Source organism: Microcoleus sp. AS-A8 (assembly GCA_039962225.1).
Classification (GTDB): domain Bacteria; phylum Cyanobacteriota; class Cyanobacteriia; order Cyanobacteriales; family Coleofasciculaceae; genus Allocoleopsis.
Map to the genome: position 1 here is coordinate 160,398 of JAMPKV010000012.1, position 18,934 is coordinate 179,331.

General features: G+C 46.7%; 14 protein-coding genes. 9 read left to right on the forward strand and 5 right to left on the reverse strand.

Annotated elements, in window-relative coordinates:
- Positions 1-17 precede the first annotated feature (17 nt).
- A complete protein-coding gene (locus tag NDI48_20315; GenBank protein MEP0833513.1) occupies positions 18-1,400 on the forward strand; it encodes a serine/threonine protein kinase in 1,383 nt (460 codons plus the stop codon).
- 82 nt (positions 1,401-1,482) lie between these two features.
- On the opposite strand, the gene NDI48_20320 is transcribed toward NDI48_20315, so the two are convergent.
- Positions 1,483-2,235 (reverse strand): sterol desaturase family protein, encoded by a 753-nt coding sequence (locus tag NDI48_20320; GenBank protein MEP0833514.1) that lies wholly within the window; start codon positions 2,233-2,235, stop codon positions 1,483-1,485.
- Positions 2,236-2,355: 120 nt separating this feature from the next.
- Positions 2,356-3,381: a rhodanese-like domain-containing protein gene (locus tag NDI48_20325; GenBank protein ID MEP0833515.1), complete on the reverse strand. Its 1,026-nt coding sequence runs from the start codon at positions 3,379-3,381 to the stop codon at positions 2,356-2,358.
- 752 nt (positions 3,382-4,133) lie between these two features.
- Here NDI48_20325 and NDI48_20330 point away from each other — a divergent pair.
- Positions 4,134-4,580, forward strand: a complete 447-nt coding sequence (locus tag NDI48_20330) for a tellurite resistance TerB family protein (protein ID MEP0833516.1) — start codon at positions 4,134-4,136, stop codon at positions 4,578-4,580.
- Between the two features lie 192 nt (positions 4,581-4,772).
- Here the strand turns inward: NDI48_20330 and egtD are convergent, their stop codons facing one another.
- Positions 4,773-5,792, reverse strand: coding sequence for an L-histidine N(alpha)-methyltransferase (gene egtD / locus NDI48_20335; GenBank protein MEP0833517.1), 1,020 nt, complete (start codon positions 5,790-5,792; stop codon positions 4,773-4,775).
- 922 nt (positions 5,793-6,714) lie between these two features.
- Between egtD and NDI48_20340 the strand changes: the two genes are divergently transcribed.
- The 6 genes from NDI48_20340 (at position 6,715) to NDI48_20365 (ending at position 16,797) form a co-directional block, all read left to right on the forward strand.
- Positions 6,715-7,914 carry a response regulator gene (locus tag NDI48_20340; protein ID MEP0833518.1) on the forward strand — a complete coding sequence of 400 codons (1,200 nt, stop codon included), beginning with the start codon at positions 6,715-6,717 and terminating at the stop codon, positions 7,912-7,914.
- Positions 7,915-8,098: 184 nt separating this feature from the next.
- The gene (locus NDI48_20345; GenBank protein ID MEP0833519.1) at positions 8,099-8,464 is read left to right on the forward strand and encodes a response regulator; all 366 of its coding nucleotides are present in this window, start codon (positions 8,099-8,101) and stop codon (positions 8,462-8,464) included.
- Between the two features lie 108 nt (positions 8,465-8,572).
- Positions 8,573-9,142 carry a chemotaxis protein CheW gene (locus NDI48_20350; protein ID MEP0833520.1) on the forward strand — a complete coding sequence of 190 codons (570 nt, stop codon included), beginning with the start codon at positions 8,573-8,575 and terminating at the stop codon, positions 9,140-9,142.
- A gap of 242 nt (positions 9,143-9,384) precedes the next feature.
- Positions 9,385-12,282, forward strand: a complete 2,898-nt coding sequence (locus NDI48_20355) for a methyl-accepting chemotaxis protein (GenBank protein ID MEP0833521.1) — start codon at positions 9,385-9,387, stop codon at positions 12,280-12,282.
- A gap of 184 nt (positions 12,283-12,466) precedes the next feature.
- Positions 12,467-16,153, forward strand: coding sequence for a hybrid sensor histidine kinase/response regulator (locus NDI48_20360; protein ID MEP0833522.1), 3,687 nt, complete (start codon positions 12,467-12,469; stop codon positions 16,151-16,153).
- Positions 16,154-16,254: 101 nt separating this feature from the next.
- On the forward strand, positions 16,255-16,797 hold the full coding sequence (locus NDI48_20365) for a chemotaxis protein CheW (GenBank protein MEP0833523.1): 543 nt from the start codon (positions 16,255-16,257) through the stop codon (positions 16,795-16,797).
- Positions 16,798-16,936: 139 nt separating this feature from the next.
- Here NDI48_20365 and NDI48_20370 read toward each other — a convergent pair whose 3' ends face one another.
- Positions 16,937-18,265, reverse strand: coding sequence for an ergothioneine biosynthesis protein EgtB (locus NDI48_20370; protein MEP0833524.1), 1,329 nt, complete (start codon positions 18,263-18,265; stop codon positions 16,937-16,939).
- Positions 18,266-18,289: 24 nt separating this feature from the next.
- Entirely contained in the window at positions 18,290-18,460 is a 171-nt protein-coding gene (locus tag NDI48_20375; protein MEP0833525.1) for a hypothetical protein, read from the reverse strand.
- A gap of 195 nt (positions 18,461-18,655) precedes the next feature.
- Between NDI48_20375 and NDI48_20380 the strand changes: the two genes are divergently transcribed.
- The gene (locus NDI48_20380; GenBank protein ID MEP0833526.1) at positions 18,656-18,847 is read left to right on the forward strand and encodes a hypothetical protein; all 192 of its coding nucleotides are present in this window, start codon (positions 18,656-18,658) and stop codon (positions 18,845-18,847) included.
- Positions 18,848-18,934: the final 87 nt, after the last annotated feature.

Sequence of the window (18,934 nt, forward strand, 5' to 3'; positions counted from 1 at the left end):
CACATGGAGATGGAAAAATGACCAATCTGATATTGGGACAGCGCTACGAAGTACAGCAACAACTGGGAAAACAACCTGGACGACAAACGCTTCTAGCCCGTGACTTGCAAACTGAAGAACTGGTAGTAATCAAACTGCTGTCTTTGGGTAATGACTTTGAATGGCAGCACCTGAAGCTATTTGAGCGGGAAGCCGAAACTTTAAAAGCACTTTCCCATCCGGCAATTCCTCGCTACCTCGACTATTTAGAGGTCGATTCACCCAACAATAAGGGATTTGCTTTAGTCCAGAGCTATGTGGCAGGAAAAACTCTAGAGCAACATCTCAAAGCAGGGCGTACTTTTAGTGACAGCGAAGTTAAAGAATTAGCCACAGCCTTGTTAAAAATCCTCCATTACCTCCATGAATATGATCCGCCTGTCATCCACCGAGATATCAAGCCCAGCAATATTTTATTAACCAATCGCTCTGGTAATAGTGTGGGTCAAGTCTATTTAGTCGATTTCGGCTCTGTTCAAACGATTGCAGCCCAAGAAGGGGGAACCATTACTGTTGTCGGAACTTACGGGTATATGCCACCGGAACAATTTGGTGGACGTACTACTCCAGCTTCTGACCTCTACAGTTTAGGTGCAACCTTAATTTATCTAATCACGGGTCGTCATCCTACTGAACTTCCCCAAAAAGATGGACGAATTCAATTTCAGCAGGTTGCCAATCTTGAGGCTACTTTTAGGGATTGGTTAGAGTGGATGACCGAACCGAGTTTGAATCGACGCCTAACCTCTGCGAGGGAGGCACTGCAAGCTCTACAAAATCCTCGAATTAGGAATGAAAATCTCGGTCGAATTGTCAGGAAACCGCCAGATAGTGAGGTGATTTTAACCAAAACGGCTGATTTTTTGGAAATTTTATTTCCACCCAAAGAATTTGGTTTTTTTGATGTCGCTTTACTTGCGTTGGTAACTCCATTTTTATTGTTTTGGGTACAAATTCTGTGGGTAAACATTACCTCTGAATCTATGATTTTTTTGATTTTCGCTTGTAGTTTTTTTGTTCTCGTTTGGGGCGGGTTTTTTGCGAGTTTATTCGTGCCAACTCGATTCAGAGTCGAACGAGAGAAAATATCTTTTTTTAAAGATTTTTGGGGCTTAAAATGGCAGCGATCGCATCCGTTGCCGAAACAAGAGAGCTATCAGATAGAATCCACCCAAGAATATCTGATAACTAATCTGAAAGGTGAAAATGTATGGCTTAGCACGCGGTTAACGATTCGCGTTGGAGAGCGGTCATATGAGCTGGCGAGGAAAGGCCAGTTGACTGAGGAAGAAATCAAATGGTTAAATGATGAATTGATCGAATGGTTAAGATTGCCGAGAACAAAAAAGAACGCAATATGAATAGACTGTAAAAAAAAGGCGCACCAGCCAGTGCGCCTAGAAGTAGTAGGATGAGAAATTTAAACTCGTAAATCGGCGATACTTATTTTTTAAACGGCAAAATAAACATATCCTTGATACTGAGGGGTTCGGGATATTCGATTAAACCGATGTCGATCTTTTTGGTGTCGCTGCAATACCGATAAGTGCCAAACAACCGATCCCAAATCGTCAGTAAACTGCCAAAGTTGGAGTCTGTCTCCTTGACGATTTGTGAATGATGGATGCGATGGTAGTTGGGAGTCACAATCAAATACGTGAGGATGCGGTCAATTTTTGGTGAAAGTGCCCAGTTGCTGTGTTGAAACAATTGGTCAGCAACAAACATGGCTTCATAGATAAAGAAATATTCCGGCCTGATGCCAAACAAGCCAATTAAGAGTGCCATGGGTACGTAGGATGCCATCACCTCGAGCAGCTGAAATCGATAAGCCGTCGTAATGTTCATGGCTAGATCCGAATGATGCACTCGGTGAAAGCGCCAGCCGATGGGCCAAAAGTGCGCCATGCAATGCCACGCATAACGGTAGGAGTCGAGTACCAGTATGGAGAGTAAAGCAACGACCCCAGGCCAAGGAATATAGTGAAAGAGTCCAGGCCACATCTTTTGCTGCCAAATCCAGTTTAAGAGTAAGCCAAAAGGGATCTTGGTGACGACAGAATTGAAAATGGCGATCGCCAAATTTGGCCCAATTCTATCCGTCCAACCCTGCTTGTATGTGTAAAAAGGATATAAGACTTCTAAAATCCCAAAGAGTAACAGGCTGCCCAGAATTATCGGAAGAGGACTGTGCATTTTGACTTCTACAAGGCTTAATGAAGGACTTTTTGGCAAGAAGTCACCCTGAGCAGGAACGAGCGTTGGGTATAGCGCTCTAGATTAATATCCTTAGACCCATTAGCTTAACCTTTACTGCTAGTGGGTTGCCAGCGAGGGGTCAATTTCTTTTGTCCAAGCTTCGATGCCACCTTGGACTTTGGTGCCGATAACCCCTGCCTGATGTAGTAATACTAGGGCACGGGCGGAGCGTTTACCAGAAGTACAGTAGGCAATGAGTTGACGATCCTTGAGCTGAGACTTAATTTCCTTAATGCCTTTGCCTTGCTCCAGTTCTTGCAGGGGAAGCGAGACGGAACCGGGGATGTGAGACAGTTCGTACTCCTGAGTGGTGCGTACATCAACAATCAAGTAGTTCTTCTGGTCTTTGCTGTTGAGTAGTTTCTTGAGTTGCTGTACATTCATCACTGGCTCAGAGGCTTCTTGAATCGCATAGCCAACAATGGGGAGGTCTGAGGCGGCGGCTAAAGGTACACCGGCTTGCATTAGGGGTCGCAGTAAGTCGGAGTTGTAACGTACCGCTCCTACTGCACCCACGGCGGAGAGAGCTAGGGCGACACCACAACCGGATAACCAGCGTTGCTGTGGTGAGCGCTTTTTCGCCAAACTAGACTGAAATTCTGGGATGTCTTTGATGTCGTACAGGGGCAAGCTGGGGTCGATGTATTTGTTCCAGGCATGGATGCCACCGGTAATATTGATGGCTTTGATGCCAGCTTGTTGTAGGCGGAGGACGCTATGAGCAGAGCGAATCCCAGCTTTGCACAAGACCAAAATTTGAATCTCTTGACCTGGGTTCGCTTGACGTTTTTCTTGCAGCAGTTTTTGGATTCTCGCCACTCCTGCACCAGCTTTAATCAGTGGATAGGGAACAAGGAACCAATCTCCCGGTAAGCGAGCAATGTTTTGTTCACTCTGATGGCGCACGTCAATCAGCAGGAAATTGCTGGGATTTTGCGCGATTCGTTGTTGGAGTTGTTGGACGCTCATCTGAGAGACTTGCGTTTGCAACAAGCGATTGCCGACGACGGGAAGTTGGGTGAGTTTGCCGACGGGACTGCCTTGAGGGATGAAATTTTTTAGATGGGCGCGGGCGTCGAGCATGATGTTTGTTGTCCTTTGTTTCTCTATCCAGTAAGACTCGTGACTAGGGCTTAGTAATAATTGGGAGAATAAGCGGTCAACAAGTCGAGGGGTTTATTGGGTGGATGAAGCTCTGCTTGGGTTACGAGCTTTTGGCTTATCCCTATCCTATGGGTCTGAAAAAAATATCGAAATTCTTTCGACAACTCTTATTTGTGACTTTAAGAACTCAATCAGTTTTTTAAAGTTTGAATGAAGTCCACCATCCTCAGGCAAGAATTTAATCATTAACGGGACTTTATCCGCTCCAACAACTTAATTCCCAACGTTTAGAACTACCGTAAAAAGATTCTGGAAAAGGATGAGAACCTTGTGTAGTCTTTCCTTAGGGTGATGTAAAAATTTGCAAAATACATAGCATCGGTTCATTGGCTTTCAATCAATAGAGAGATCAAAAAATTGGCAAAATTCTCTCTAGGGTGTCTTTTACCCTTAAAAATCCGTTTGATTAATGAAGTGATGGCTCGCTCGATTTTCCGCTTAAGCTATTTTCTTTAACAAGAGCATTTAGATAGAGATTCATTCTTAGCTTTGAGAATGAGGTTGAACATCAGGGAATCTAGTGCATGAACGCCCAGGAACTTACCCATCACCCTCGTAAGCGTTAACGTTACACAGCATCGCGCAAAGAAATCCGTCTTGATGGGAATTCCCTCAGATTCAAACAGTACCATCGTGGTGTTGGTCAATCTACTCTCAAGGAAAAAACTCAAATGAGTCTGTTCGACAAACTCTCTAGTGCGCGTCAACAAAGCCACACCACATTAGGGCCAGCCGAAGCCTTTGCGGCGATCGCCCTGATTGCCGTTGCTGCCGATGGTTACGCGGCTGATGCAGAAGAGGAATTGCTCATGATTACTTTATCTCGGATGCAACTATTCAGGAGCTATCCAGCCGATGTGTTGCAAAGAATGCTTGATCGACTTCTGAGTATTCTCCAACGCCAAGGCGCTGAAATCCTGCTAGCTGCGGCGCTAGCCTCGCTACCTCATGACTTGCAAGAAACAGTTTTTGCTGTAACGGCGGATATTGTCTTAGCCGATGGCGAAGTGACAGAAGAGGAAGAAGAATTTTTGAATGAGCTTTATCACGTCTTGGAGATACCAGAAGAAACAGCTATCAAGATTATTGATGTTATGTTGATAAAAAATCGAGGATAGAACTTATCCCAGCTTTTGAAAAATCTCTGGTATAGACTAAAGCCGATGTTAGCCTTCGCCTTTAGCTAGGGGTGAGGAGTTCCAGAATATCAGGTCGTTTGTGGTGATGCGGAGCAAAAAACAGGTATGGGGTGGGTTAGGCGCAGCCGTAACCCACCCTACTGAAACTCATTAAACAGGGGAGATTGAGGGTTAAAGCTGACAGAGGATCAAGCCAAACCACTGTTTCGAGTCAGTCCAAACCTTGAGGGGTTTTAAACCCTTGGCCTGAAGTTCTTGTTGTATACCATCTAGGTCAAACTTGCGGGAAATTTCCGTCATGATCGTTTCCCCTGCTGCAAAATTAAGGGTGAGGTCAAGCGACTCTAACCGCACAGTATGCGCTGCCAAACACCGCAAATGCATCTCAATCTGATGGAGTTCCTCATTGTAAAAAGCCCAATGTTCAAACCGCTGAGTATCAAAATTCCCGGCAAAACGCTGATTCAGATGCTCCAGTATATTGAGATTAAATTGAGCCGTTACGCCTTGGCTGTCGTTGTAAGCGTCTTCCAGCAATGATTTTGGTTTTTGCAGGTCTACGCCGAGTAGGAAATACTCGCCCACTTTAAGCGCCGCTTGAATCTGTGAGAAAAAGACATCACACTCCTGGGGATTGAAATTGCCCAGCGTACTGCCTAAGAACACAATCATCCGCGCAGGCAACAAAGTAGGTGCTAGCTGTTGTAATGCCAACTCATAAGTGCCGACTAAACCCTGAACCTGAAGTGAGGGATAATCCGCCAGTAACTGCCTCGCACTGCTTTCTAAGATTCCGGCACTGACATCAATGGGTACATAGCGTAATGGGTAGCTATGAGCCGCGTAAGCATCTAACAAAAGACGGGTTTTCGTGGAACTACCACTACCGAGTTCCACCAGTTCACAAGCACCTGTCATCCGGGCAATTTCACGAGCATATTGGCGTAAAATCGCAGCTTCTGTGCGCGTTGGGTAATATTCGGGTAACTCACAAATCTGCTCAAACAGAACAGAGCCACGATCATCATAGAAATATTGGGGTGGTAGAGTTTTGGGAGTCTGCGTTAACCCTTGGATCACATCGCTACCGACCTGGGGTTCTGCGTCTGAGGCAGCGCAGAGATTGACTAAGTATTGGAGTTGTAAGCGTTTCGCTTGTACAGAGTGAGGCTGATGGTCAGCTTGGCTCATGCCAGATGCACTCTGAGTTAAATTCCTCACGATTATTCTTCCATAAAAAATTTCATGACACTAGGGCGCAGACAAGCTCAACTCTGGGAAAGGGTTGAGGCGTAGATTTCTTCGACAGAACTCTCTGACAAGTAATCTACGTGACAAGTCAGTGCTGCCAGCGTGCCACCACCCAGTTTAGTACTGAGGATGCAAGTGGGAGAAATTCTCATCCTGTTTTTTTCAGGTGTAGCGAACGGCACACGTCTGTTAAAGGCTCACAACTTACTCACAAGTTTTGCCTAACTTTATCAATATTTTCGGGAGGATTACTGTCGTATAAATCAAGACCCATCGTCATACAAACGCAAGTGTTGTGTCATACAAAACAGAGCATGTATTACAAAAAAAAAGGGTAGAGGCTGAATAATTTTTTCCTTTATGTCGGCTTGATTATAAATAATTATTACTTGGAGTAAATAAAGCTTTGTATGGAATTTTGGAGTGGAGACTCTATCTATTTAAACGTTAATCTTTATAGTAAAAAATTAACAATAAAATATCTTAATACTTTAAATTAAAAGCCGAAATCCTTTAGAGGAAAGGGTTTCGGCGTAAATTGAATTCATGGACAACGGCTAAAAAAGAAATATTTCTAAATTTATAGAAGCTTTATACACAGATAATTAGATAAGAGCTAATAATAGAAAAGAGACAAAAAAAAGAACTGACTGCTGGGTGTAGATAATATTTCATAACCTGATCATCTCAAAAAAATCTAGAGTCTAAACCTAGAGTGGAGTGGAGAGATTTCACTAGCATTGATGAGATGTAGAAATATTAGGTCAAAGCTCTCTGTATTCAGACTAGGTGCGTCTTCACTGAAAAAAAACTGTAGGTTTCAATGTTTTGTGAGCCGCTTAGCCCTGGAGATGATGTAGTGATGGCTGTTAAAGAAATTTCTCCTGTTACGCCTCTGAGTCTGTTTACAGCATCCAAGCAAATTCAATTTCTCACCACCTTGAAGCGAATTCGGTTTAGCGGCAAACTGGTGTTATCTGAACCCGAAGGACAGCAATGGCAGTTTTTTCTCCATCTAGGGCGCATTATGTATGCGACGGGTGGAACTCATCCGGTGAGACGATGGCAAAGGAATTTAGCCCTATACTGTCCTCAGAGTCCAACTTTGCGCTTAACCCTAGAGCGCGATTTAGCGAAAATCGATACGAGCAGCGTCCCCCTGTGCTGGCAATATCAGCTATTATCCTTATGGACTCAGCAGCAAAAAATCACTTCTCAACAAGCCGCGCACATCATTCACGCCGCGATCGCAGAAGTCCTTTTTGATGTAGCGCAGGCAAGGCGTGCAACTTATCAAATCCAAGCCTATAACTCCTTCTCAACACCACTCGCTTTGATAGATGTAGAACAGGCGATCGGAGAAGTTGAGGAGCAGTGGCAGGTTTGGCGGAACGATCGCGTTGCGGATTATTCTCCTAACTTGGCACCCATCATCAAGCAACCCGAACAACTCCGGAAACACACATCACCGTCAACTTACCAAAGCCTGACTCAGCTATTAGACGGAAAACATACTCTCCGCGACTTAGCGGTGCACCTAAAACGGGATGTGTTGCAACTCACCCGTTCCTTTTTCCCATACATTCAATCGGGGTTGATGGAATTGGTTAGCATTCCCGATTTACCGACTCCAGTGGGTGGAAGAGTTTCTGAAACACCCTCCACCCCTGTCGCCCACAGCGGAGGGCTGGTTGCTTGCGTCGATGACAGCCCGTTAATTTGTCAAACCATGGAAAAACTGCTTCTGGCAGCGGGGTATCGGTATATCAGCGTAACCGATGGGATGCGTGCGATCGCAACCTTACTCGCTCGTAAGCCAGATGTCATCTTTTTAGATTTAGTTATGCCGAATACCAACGGCTATGAAATTTGCAGCCAATTACGCAAGCTGGCTTGTTTCCAGGATACCCCGATTATCATCTTGACTGGCAATGACGGGCTAGTCGATCGAGTTCGAGCCAAACTCGTTGGAGCCTCAGATTTTCTGAGTAAACCTATCGATGCAGATATCGTACTAAACACAATTCGCAAGCATTTAAAGCAGAGGGCAATCCGTCATTAGTCATTCATGAATAAGCAGGGGGGAGGGGGAGGTGGGGGGGATAGGGAATACGACATAGATACACTTTGAAAACGAGATCAAATTCTATCTGTGTCGTGAATTGTGGGGGAGCAATGACTATTGACGGTTAACATCTGCTTGACAACTAATCTCTTTTTTCTTGTTAATTTATACGGTGAAAATCATGACTACTGCTCTAGTTGTTGAAGATTCCAGAACTGACATGCAAGTTATCATCAGCTGTTTGCAACAGGGAGGTTTGAATGTCGTAACGGCTGACAGTGGTGAAGAAGCTATCGTCAAAATTAATAGCCATCAACCTGATGTCATCGTTCTTGATGTTGTACTACCCGGTCGCAGTGGATATGAACTCTGCCGCGACCTCAAAGCTGAAGCCAAGACCCGTACAATTCCAGTCATTATCTGCTCAACCAAAGCGGGTGAAATGGATAAATTTTGGGGAATGAAACAGGGAGCAGATGCTTACCTTGCTAAGCCAGTGGACCAAGAGGAACTGGTACGTACTGTGAAACAGCTCATCAAACGATAAGCCTGACAAACCATCAATATCTAACTCTTAGTTAGGGTGGGCATTGCCCACCCTACAGGAGAAATGTGAAAGTTGTGTTTGGACAGCTTCTGAAGTGGAAACCAATTAATGTCCAACTCTTTATCAGTCCGCAATTTCTTTTCCATACCTGTAGCGAACCAATTTATCGAATCGGTCCCTTCATCAAGGGCAAGCGAACAGTTTTTGCGATTTCATCTTTTGCCCGATACGACAGCCCTTTTACCGATTCAACAACTGACTGAGGTACTGACGATTCCTAAAGCTCAAATTGTACCCATTTTTCAGATGCCAGCTTGGGTTATGGGGGCTTACAACTGGCGGGGTGAAGTTCTCTGGATGGTTGATTTAGGTCACTTAGTCGGACTCACCCCCTGGCACCAACAAGCGAATATTACTTCAGCTCATACAGCAATTGTGCTCCAGGCTCCTACTAAAGACTCAACCGCTACCAATCCGAAATATGAGATGTTAGGGTTAGTCGTCAATCGTGTTGAAGATATCGAGTGGTGCAATCCAGATTGGATTCAATCGCCGCCTTCCTCGACAGTAACTCCTGAACTTGTGCCCTTTTTGCGAGGGTATTGGCTGAAATCGAATGGTGAAATGTTAGTTGTCATCGATGGGAAAGCCATTATGCTATCGATGCCCAAACAATAGGTTTCAGCTCTGTTTATAGAGTGTTTTCATCCCGAGTCTATTCGCCGCTACAACAAGACTCAAAACAAGACTCCTAGTCGGGTAAGGAATTGTACTTAACTTCTGACTCAGGAACCCGGACTATTTACACAAAACTAAGGGCTATCTATCCATTTGATTCAACGAATTTGCTCTGACATTAAGCAAGTTCGATTGGAGTCACTCGCAATCACCTAATTCTTTTGCTCATTAAGGTCTGTTCCATGACACAACTTTCTCCCAAACCCGGCTCTAATCACAAAGCTAATCATAATGGTCGAGGTTCATCCTTTAAAAGTAATCATCCTGAAGAGCGAAATTCTGCAATTTATTATTCCCCTTCTACTCGTCAGTTACAGTCCCAGTTAGATTCCAATACCCTCCAACAACCTCTGCTAGAAATGCCGCCCATCCCTCTACCACCAAAATACGTTCGTCCACGGTGGGACTGGGGCAAGTGGTTCTCGAACAGTTTGCGCGTCAAAACCACAGCAATCGCCATCTTGATCGGTACAATTCCCGTGATATCGGTTGGAACAGTTTCCTATTTCACAACCACTCAGCAGGTGCGGCAGCAAGTTCTTCAAAAAGAACAATTTGATATGAGTGACATGAAAGACAAGCTCTTTTATTTCATCAAAGAGCGTGCGGGTGACGCTGAAACGCTTGCAAACATACCTAGCTTCAGAAACCCTCAAGTGAGAGAGTTACTCAAGCGCGAGGACAAGGAGGAAGCCCTTAATCGGTTTGCCAGCACTTACAACATGTACGATAGCATTGCTGTGTTCGATCTCAAGGGTAACCTGATTGCCCAGTCTAAGAGCGAACCCCTGCCCAATCACTGGGACCGAGATTATTTCCAGCAGGTGCTGAAAACGGATAAGCTGTTCATTACCGAACCCCGACGATCCGAAACTGGTGAGGGTGTTTATATTTTCATGGCGAATCCGATCAAGGATGAAGTCACCAACCAAACAATCGCCATTGTCCGTACCCGCATTCCGATTAAACAACTCCAAGAGGTATTTAACATCAATACCGAGCGGGGGCAGAAATTTTTCGTGGTTGATGCTGCTGGCAAGATTGCCACAGCGGATAACGAGCAACTTATTGGTAAAAAAGTCCAAGAAGTATTTCCCACCCTGTTAACCAAAATCACGCGAAAAGACCTCGAACAGCAGGAGGTGAAGAATATAGTCGGGACGGGTTTGGATGAGCAAACCCCACAGGAGCAGGTTCTAACTTACTCCCTGGCTCACCGCCTCAGACCGTTGTATGGTCTTGACTGGTCTTACGTGCTGGCTCGTTCCGCAGAGAAAGCGTTTGTCGCTGAGAAACAGTTACTCTGGACTCTGTTGTTGGGGACAGCTTCTGCAACCTTAGCGGTGGGTGCGATCGCGGCTTTGATTGCTAACCGAGCAACACGCCCCATTGTGGAAGCGGCTAAAGCGGTGGAAAAAATTGGTCAAGGGCAACTCGATACCCGTGTGGATGTGAGTGGACAAGACGAGCTAGCGATCTTAGGCGGTAACATCAATGACATGGCAGGTCAGTTAGAAGTGTTCACACGAGAACAAACCTTGGCTGCTGAGCAAGCCCTGTTGGTTGCCAAAGTCACCGGTTCGCGGGCGGAGAACTCCAAAGATTTGGAAGACTTGTTTAAGGACATGATCGAAGAAACCCGGCAAATCCTGAATGTGGATCGGGTGCTCATCTACCGCTTCAACCCGGACTTCAGTGGGTATATTACCGCTGAATCAGTGGCGGCTGGTTTTCCTCGCGCCTTCAATAACAAAGCGGAAAGCTTTTATCTTTCCGAACTGCGGGAAGGAACTGACCCAGAGGACTTGGTCATCGCCATTGATAACATTGCTGAAGCCAATCTTCAAGCTGACCATTTGCAGTTATTGGAACGCTGGCGCGTTAAGTCCAAACTAGAGGTGCCCATTCTCCATGAAGGTCAGCCCTATGGTATGTTAATTGCCCATCACTGCAAGGCAGCCTACGAATGGCAAGAGTCTGAAGTCGGCTTCCTGAAGCAGTTAGCGGCTCAGATGGGATTGTCCTTAGACCGAGTCCTCCTGTTAGAACAGACAGAAAAATTAGCTGAAGAGCAGCGCGACCTGAAAGAAGGACTGCAAAAACGGGCGTTGGAACTGCTAATGGAAGTAGACCCGATTAGTAAAGGAGACCTAACGATTCGGGCACGGGTGACGGCGGATGAAATTGGAACCATCGCGGACTCTTACAACGCCACGGTGGGTAACTTGCGGAAAATTGTTACCCAGGTGCAACATGCCAGTAGCCAAGTGGCCCAAACCACCAGCACCAGCGAAGTTTCGGTTCGAGACCTATCCGCAGAAGCCTTGCGACAAGCTGAGAAAATTGCCACTGCCTTGAAGCGATCGCAAGATATGGCTCAATCGGTGCAAATCGTGGCTAACAGTGCTAAACAAGCTGAAGTCGCTGTGCAACAAGCCCAAGATACGGTGCAGGAAGGGGACACGGCGATGAACCGAACGGTTGATGGTATTCTTGCCATCCGCGATACAGTAGCAGAAACAGCAAAAAAAGTCAAGCACTTGGGTGAATCGTCGCAAAAGATTTCCACCGTCGTTAACCTGATTAGTACCTTTGCCGCTCAAACCAACTTGCTAGCGCTTAACGCTTCAATTGAGGCCGCACGGGCTGGGGAAGAAGGACGAGGGTTTGCGGTGGTTGCCGATGAAGTGCGATCGCTAGCCCAGCAATCAGCAGAAGCGACGATTGAAATCGAAAAACTCGTCGCCGCCATTCAAGGGGAAACCAACGAAGTGGTTGCAGCCATGGAAGCAGGGACGGAGCAGGTGGTGATGGGAACCAAACTGGTGGATGAAACCCGCCAGAGCCTGAACAAAATTGCCACAGCGAGTAGCCAGATCAACAAATTGGTTGAGGAGATTGCCCAAGCCACGGTTGTTCAATCCCAAGCGTCTGAAGCGGTGACTGAAACCATGACTGACGTGGCAGCGATCGCCCAAAAAACCTCATCTGGCGCATCCCTGGTATCAGAATCCTTTAAGGAACTGCTGGCAGTTGCCCAATCACTGCAAGAGGATGTGGGTCAGTTCAGAGTCAGTTAGAAGCTAGAAGGGTTGGGGATTGGGATTTGGGATTCGCAATAAGCAATGAGTCAGCCAAGCATCATGACTTCTTGTTCCAACTCCCCCATCCTCACGCTTAGCTCCGGCCCCATCCTCACGCTTAGCTCCGGCCCCACTCCCCCAATCTCCCCATCTCCCCATCTCCCCATCTCTAGGACGAACTATGGCAATCAATCCTAATATCCGCGACCAAGCCTATCAGTTCTTCATCGAAGAGGCTCCTGAGCTGTTGCAGATCCTCGAAGCGAGTTTACTCACCTTAAGGCAGGAGAAGAACACTGCCAAAGTCCACGCTTTAATGCGAGCGGCTCATTCCTTAAAAGGAGGAGCTGCCAGTGTAGAGTTAGAAGCGATCAAAACCCTGGCTCATCGCCTAGAGAACATCTTTAAGGCACTCTACAACGACACCGTAGAAATTGATACGAACCTAGAGAGTCAACTGCTACAAGCCTACGATTGCTTGCGTCTCCCGTTAATGGAGCAGATTCAAACCGGTTACTTTGACCCAGAGCAAGCTTTAGTTTTAGCCGAACCGCTGTTTGTCCAGATTGAGGACAAATTAGGAGATGCCCTCAGCCAAGCGGATACCTATATTCCCAGTTCATCTGAGTTGGGCATCGATATGGCTCAGTCTATCTTTGAAGTCGATGTGGGCGAAGGATTGGAGCGTCTGGCAGAGGTTGTTGCTAATCCTCAAAAGTACGAGGTAGGGGGAGAATTAAGAGCACAAGCTGAAGTGTTTGCGGGGTTTGCGGAGTTACTGAACCAGCCAGGATTTGGCGCGATCGCACATACTGCCTTAGCCGCACTGGATGCTCACCCCGAACGTGGGTTAGCCATTACGCAGCTAGCGCTGGCTGATTTTGAGTTTGCCAGACAAACGATACTGACGGCTCATGCACAAGGCACTAACGTCCAACAAATTAGTCCCTCTGCTGCTCTATTAACCTTAGCCCACTCCACAGTAACTCAAGCTCCAGACAGCACAGTCAGTCTGGAATATACACAAGAACAAGAAACCGTTCCTTCTCTGGAACATGTCTTGAGCATCCAGTTGGATGAAAATCTCCCCATCGATCAAGTGTCGGAGGATACATATAACCTTGAGCCTGACGGAACACTAGAAGCAATTTTTGCCACGGCTCCTCTAGGCTTGAATGAGATTGTGGCTGAAACCAACCTGCTAGATGAGGTACACCCGGTTGGGTCAGATCAGGCGCTAGAAGAGATTTTCGCTTATGCTCCCGAACGGCTGGAGCAGGCTGCCACGGTAACCGAATTGCCGCAAGAGACACAACCGTTTGAGGTTGAGGGAGTCCTAGAAGCGATTTTCACTAACGCTCCCGAACTACTGGCTGAGCCTCTTACGGCGACCGAAGTGCCAACTCATGCCTTAGACTCCTGTGGGATGATCGATGTCGATCTAGCATTACCCGCTCACGCTTCATTCGTAACCGATGAAGCTGTCGGAGAGCTTCCTGTCGTGGCAACGGATGTTGACAGCGCTGTTGTAACTCCCGAAGCAGAGGCTGAAAACGAGATACCCATTACCCCATTCAACCTGCCATCTTCAACCCTAGAAAACGGCGAAGCAACCGCTGAATCGATCGCACAGATCTTTGAACATCTGCCACCGGTTGAAGAGATGCCTATCCTGACATCTCGAACCCATGCTGCCAGCACGACAGCGGAAAATCCCCCAGCGATCAATTTAGTCCCAACGTCGTCAATTCCGGGTGAATTGTTACCAGCGAATGCAGCTCATTCGCCCACCCCTTCCCCAGGTTCAGAAGTTGATCGTGGATCGACGGATATTCCCCAAGGTAAAGCTTCTCCCGTTCCGACGCTTTCAGTGCGAGTGGACTCAGAGCGACTGGAACGGATGAATAATGTAGTGGGTGAGTTAGCGATCAACCGCAATGGTCTTTCTCTCCAGAATCAGCAATTACAGAGATCAGTACGAGAATTGCTGGATCGATTCGTGCAAGTGCAGGGTGTGGTGGGTCAGTTACGGAAGTTATCCGATCAGATGCTTGCCACTCCCGAACGCCCGCACTCTGAGGCAATTTTACCCGCCGTTAATCCCCTAGGAGAGCTCGTCATTCGTCAAGGTGATTTTGACTCCCTGGAATTGGATCGGTATGGAGTTCTCAACTCTCGGCTACAAGAGCTGATTGAGGACATGGTGCAGTTGGAAGAAGCGGTGGATGATGTTTCCCTATTCGCGAAGCAATCCAATCGCACCCTGGAACAACAGCGACAAATGCTGACTCAGCTCCGGGACGAATTGATGTGGGCGCGCATGTTGCCGTTGAGTGAGGTACTCAACCGTTTTCCGAGAGTATTGCGCGATCTATCTACTAAGTACCACAAGTTGGTGAGTTTGAACCTCAGTGGTATGGGGGTGTTGGTGGATAAAGGGGCATTGGAAAAGCTGTATGATCCTTTGCTGCACTTACTGCGAAATGCCTTCGATCATGGCATCGAATCTCCAGAAATCCGGCGTCAGCAGGGGAAACCGGAACAAGGCAAAATTGAAATTCGAGCGTATCACCAAGGCAGTCAAACCATCATTGAAGTGAAAGATGATGGTAAAGGACTCGATACCGAAGGGATTGGCAGACGAGCGATTGAATTAGGATTGTTGTCTGCCGAGCAACTGGCGACGACTTCTAACAATCACCTGTTTGAGCTGGTGTTCGAGCCAGGATTTTCCACCGCCAAGCAGGTGAGCGAACTTTCGGGACGGGGAGTTGGGTTGGATGTGGTGCGCTCCCAAATGCGATCGCTCAAAGGCAGTATCACGGTTTCCTCTTTGCCGGGAGTCGGTACGACCTTTACCTTACATCTACCGTTAACCCTGACAATCGCTAAATTACTCGTCTGCTTAATTGGCTCCACCGCTATCGCCTTGCCGTCTGACAGTGTAGAGGAAATTGTTGTTCCTAAAGCCGACCAGGTGAAAACCACAGGAGAACAGCGGTTTTTGCGTTGGCGTGACCAGATTGTTCCAGCTTATCGACTCGCTGACATTTTGGATTATGCCTGTCCGTTACCCGAAAGCTCTCCCAGTCAAGCTTTGGTGTCAGTTCCTTCTCCAGCCGATTGGGCACTACCGATGTTGGTACTCCGACAAGAGCAACAGGTTCTCGCGTTGGAAATTGATCGCTTGGTAACAGAGCAAGAATTGGTGATTAAACCTTTTGGTTCTGCGATCGCACCTCCTAGTTTTACTTACGGTTGTACCATTTTGGGGGATGGCAGTTTAATCCCTGTGATTGATGGTACGGTTCTACTCGATCAGCTTTTGGGTCACAATACAACCGCAACCCGCATCAACACTGGCTCTAAGCCGATCACCTTAAGTGTTCACGAAAATTCCTCAAATAGCCAGACCAAAACGGGTATTACAACGCCTCATGCTCCTACGGTTTTGGTGGTTGATGATGCGGCTGCTCTGCGACGAACCCTCGCACTTACCCTGGAACGAGCCGGTTGTCGAGTCTTGCAGGCACGGGATGGACGAGAAGCCCTGGAACAACTGCGCCAACGTTCATCTCCTGTGAATCTCGTGGTTTGTGATATTGAAATGCCCAATATGAACGGCTTTGAATTTCTCGGTCAGCGTCGCCAAGACCCTCAACTGTCGAAAATTCCCGTCGTCATGCTCACCTCTCGGAGCAATGATAAACATCGATGGCTAGCTATGCGTTTAGGTGCTACGGCTTACTTCACCAAGCCTTACCTAGAACAAGAGTTTCTAGTCGCGATCAAACACATTATTGATGAGCAGAAGCCAAAATCCACCCTTGAGTCGTCACAAAACCCATTGCAACTCCAACAAGCTTAAAAACATGGGAGGGTAGGGAATTTTTAGCTACGTTTCATTACCTATTGCCCATTAGCCATTAGCCATTAGCCATTAGCCATTAGCCATTAGCCATTACTAATATGAGCAATCTCTTAATCCAACCCAAATCTAGCGCTGCCGACTTTCGTAAATCTCGACAGATCACACCCTCGCTAAAATTGATTGTCTTTAAAATCGGTAATCTCAATTTTGCTCTACGCATTGAATCGGTCTACAAAGTAGTGGATCGCACGCCTGTTTACAGTAGCGGACTTAATCATGTCGGAGTAGCCCACATGGGTGATTCCCTGCGAGATAGTTCTGCTTCACGCGAAATCACGGTTGTAGACCTGAATTGGCAATTTTTTAAATCCAGTTCCATGTCTGATTCCGGCGGTTATCTGGCAATCGTGCAAAGTACAACGGGTGAATTTTACGGGATTCCAGTAGTTAACACTCCTGTCTTAATCGAGGTACCCTTATCAATGTTCCGGGTTTTACCAGAGTCCTATCGTCGTGCGGATACCCTAGAAGTCGCTAGCCATGTTGCTGTTATTCCACAGCAAGGAGGAACACTGACTGTCTTTTTACTGGATGTTGATTTACTTCTGCCACTCTTCCAAAAACTCGCTGTTGTGAAATAGCGTATGGTTTCAATAACTTGCATACTGGTGTTCAGGACGCTCACAGATGAGTAATACCAAATCCGTCTTGATCACCCCCTTTTTGCCTGAAGTCTTTTCTTTCTTCTGTCCTCACTAAAGCTCCGGTTTGCCCTTTGCCCTACTTCTGCAAGAAGTCTATTAGAGAACCGCTATTAGGTTGGGACACGGCACAACGAAAGCCAGCTAAAATCTGACGAATGCTGGGATAATACCAGTTACGAAAACTAGAGCGAATTGCCCTTGGACGGGTCGCCCAACTGCCGCCTTTTAAGACTCGGTGCTGTCCATCGAAATAAGTTTGGGAGTAGCCTCGGTAAGGATAGCTGACGAATCCTTCGTAGGCGTCAAACCAGCTAGCTGTCCATTCCCACACATTGCCGAGCATGTCATAACATCCATAGGTACTTTGCCCCAGTGGGTAAGCATTTACAGGTGTTGTGTGCCCAACGCAATTATCAAGATTACATCGGTGAGGGTCGGGTATCGCCTGCCCCCAAGGGTAGGTGCGCGGCTGTCCAGTTGCAGCATCCCAACTCGCCGCTTTTTCCCATTCAGCTTCGGTTGGCAGTCGCTTGCCGACAAATCTCGCATAGGCGTCGGCTTCGTACCAACTCACCCCACAGACGGGATGATAATCCCAGGTTGAAGCCGATGACCAGTAGAGGGGTTGAGCCACGGGATTTTCTTGCAGCCACTTCCACCCGTTGGGTGACCACCAACGTTCGTTTTGGTATCCACCCGCCTCGATGAACTCTCGGTACTGTCGGCAAGTGACGGGGTAGCGGTCAATCCAGTAAGTTTCTAAATATACCTGGTGACGCGATCGCTCATTATCCAAGGCTTCAATCGAGTCGTTGCCCATCATAAACTCGCCTGCTGGAATTTCCATCATCTCTACGTCCCTCAGGGGAACAGGCTGAACAGAGGATGAGACAGTTGCCGCAGAACCCTGAACCCACATCTCTTGATGCCGTTCCAGAAGGTGCCAGCGTTGTAATTGCAAAACAAAGGCAATGGTTTCGCCATGCTGACTCTCATGCTGAATCAAGAAGTGCCACAGGCGTTCTTGCTGGTCTACCGGGGCGGTTTCTAGATAGCTGAATACTTGGGTTCTAACCGTATTGAGATAATGATAAATTTCTGCCAGTGGCGGTACATTCTCGCGTTCCGATTTGGGCAAGCCATCGGCGGCAAATAGCCGATGATATTCGGGAAACATGGGAGGAAAACCGGCACAGCGTTCCAGCAACCAGAGGGCTTCTGTATAGGCAATGTGACCCAAATGCCAACCCACTGGGCTAAATTCTGGATGCGCCTGTCGCCGAAAAGTCGTATCATCAATGCCTTCAAACAGAGCCAAGGTGCCGATTCGGCACTGATGCATCGCCTCTCGGATGGTTTCTCTAATCTGTTGGGGCAAAGCCTTTGTGCTGGAATTTTGGGACATGATTCTAAATTTCTTCTAAAAAGGTTAGGGGTTAGGGGTCAGGAGAGAGTAATCTTCATCCAGAGGTGACGGTAATGGGAGCCATAAGGGACTGACTGAAAAAGAGGGAGTTACAATCCCATTCGTCATGCCCGTGAGTTTGAACTCTGCGGTTCGTTTGGGGTCTGGGGTTTGACAACCTGTGACCTTACTCACCAATTACATTTGTTCAAGTCACCTATTTGTAGATAGTAGATTACTTCTATGCCAACCCCATATCACATTTATGCATGATAATCATCACGTTTTTATAGTATTAGATTCCTAGCAATTCCTCAAAAAATCTATTACTATTCAAAATTGAATTTCAAAATCAACTGTTGGTAAAACTTAATACTTTCAACATTAATCATGGTCATGACAATATTAGGGGATAAAAAAGAAATTAACCCGAAGAAATCTTGCTTGAAATCACGTTATAAAGCTTTAAATGCGGGAACAGAAGACAAGTTTGAAGCATGGATTATGACAATAGAAGACCGTTGGACAGATGAAATTTTAGATTGTTTAAAAGGTAATTTTCCTGATTGGCGTGGGGAATAATTTACCTTGATTATATCAAAATTGCTCCTTTTCAATCTCAGGTGGCATGAATTAATCACGGATAAAATTATTTTATAAGGACATAAA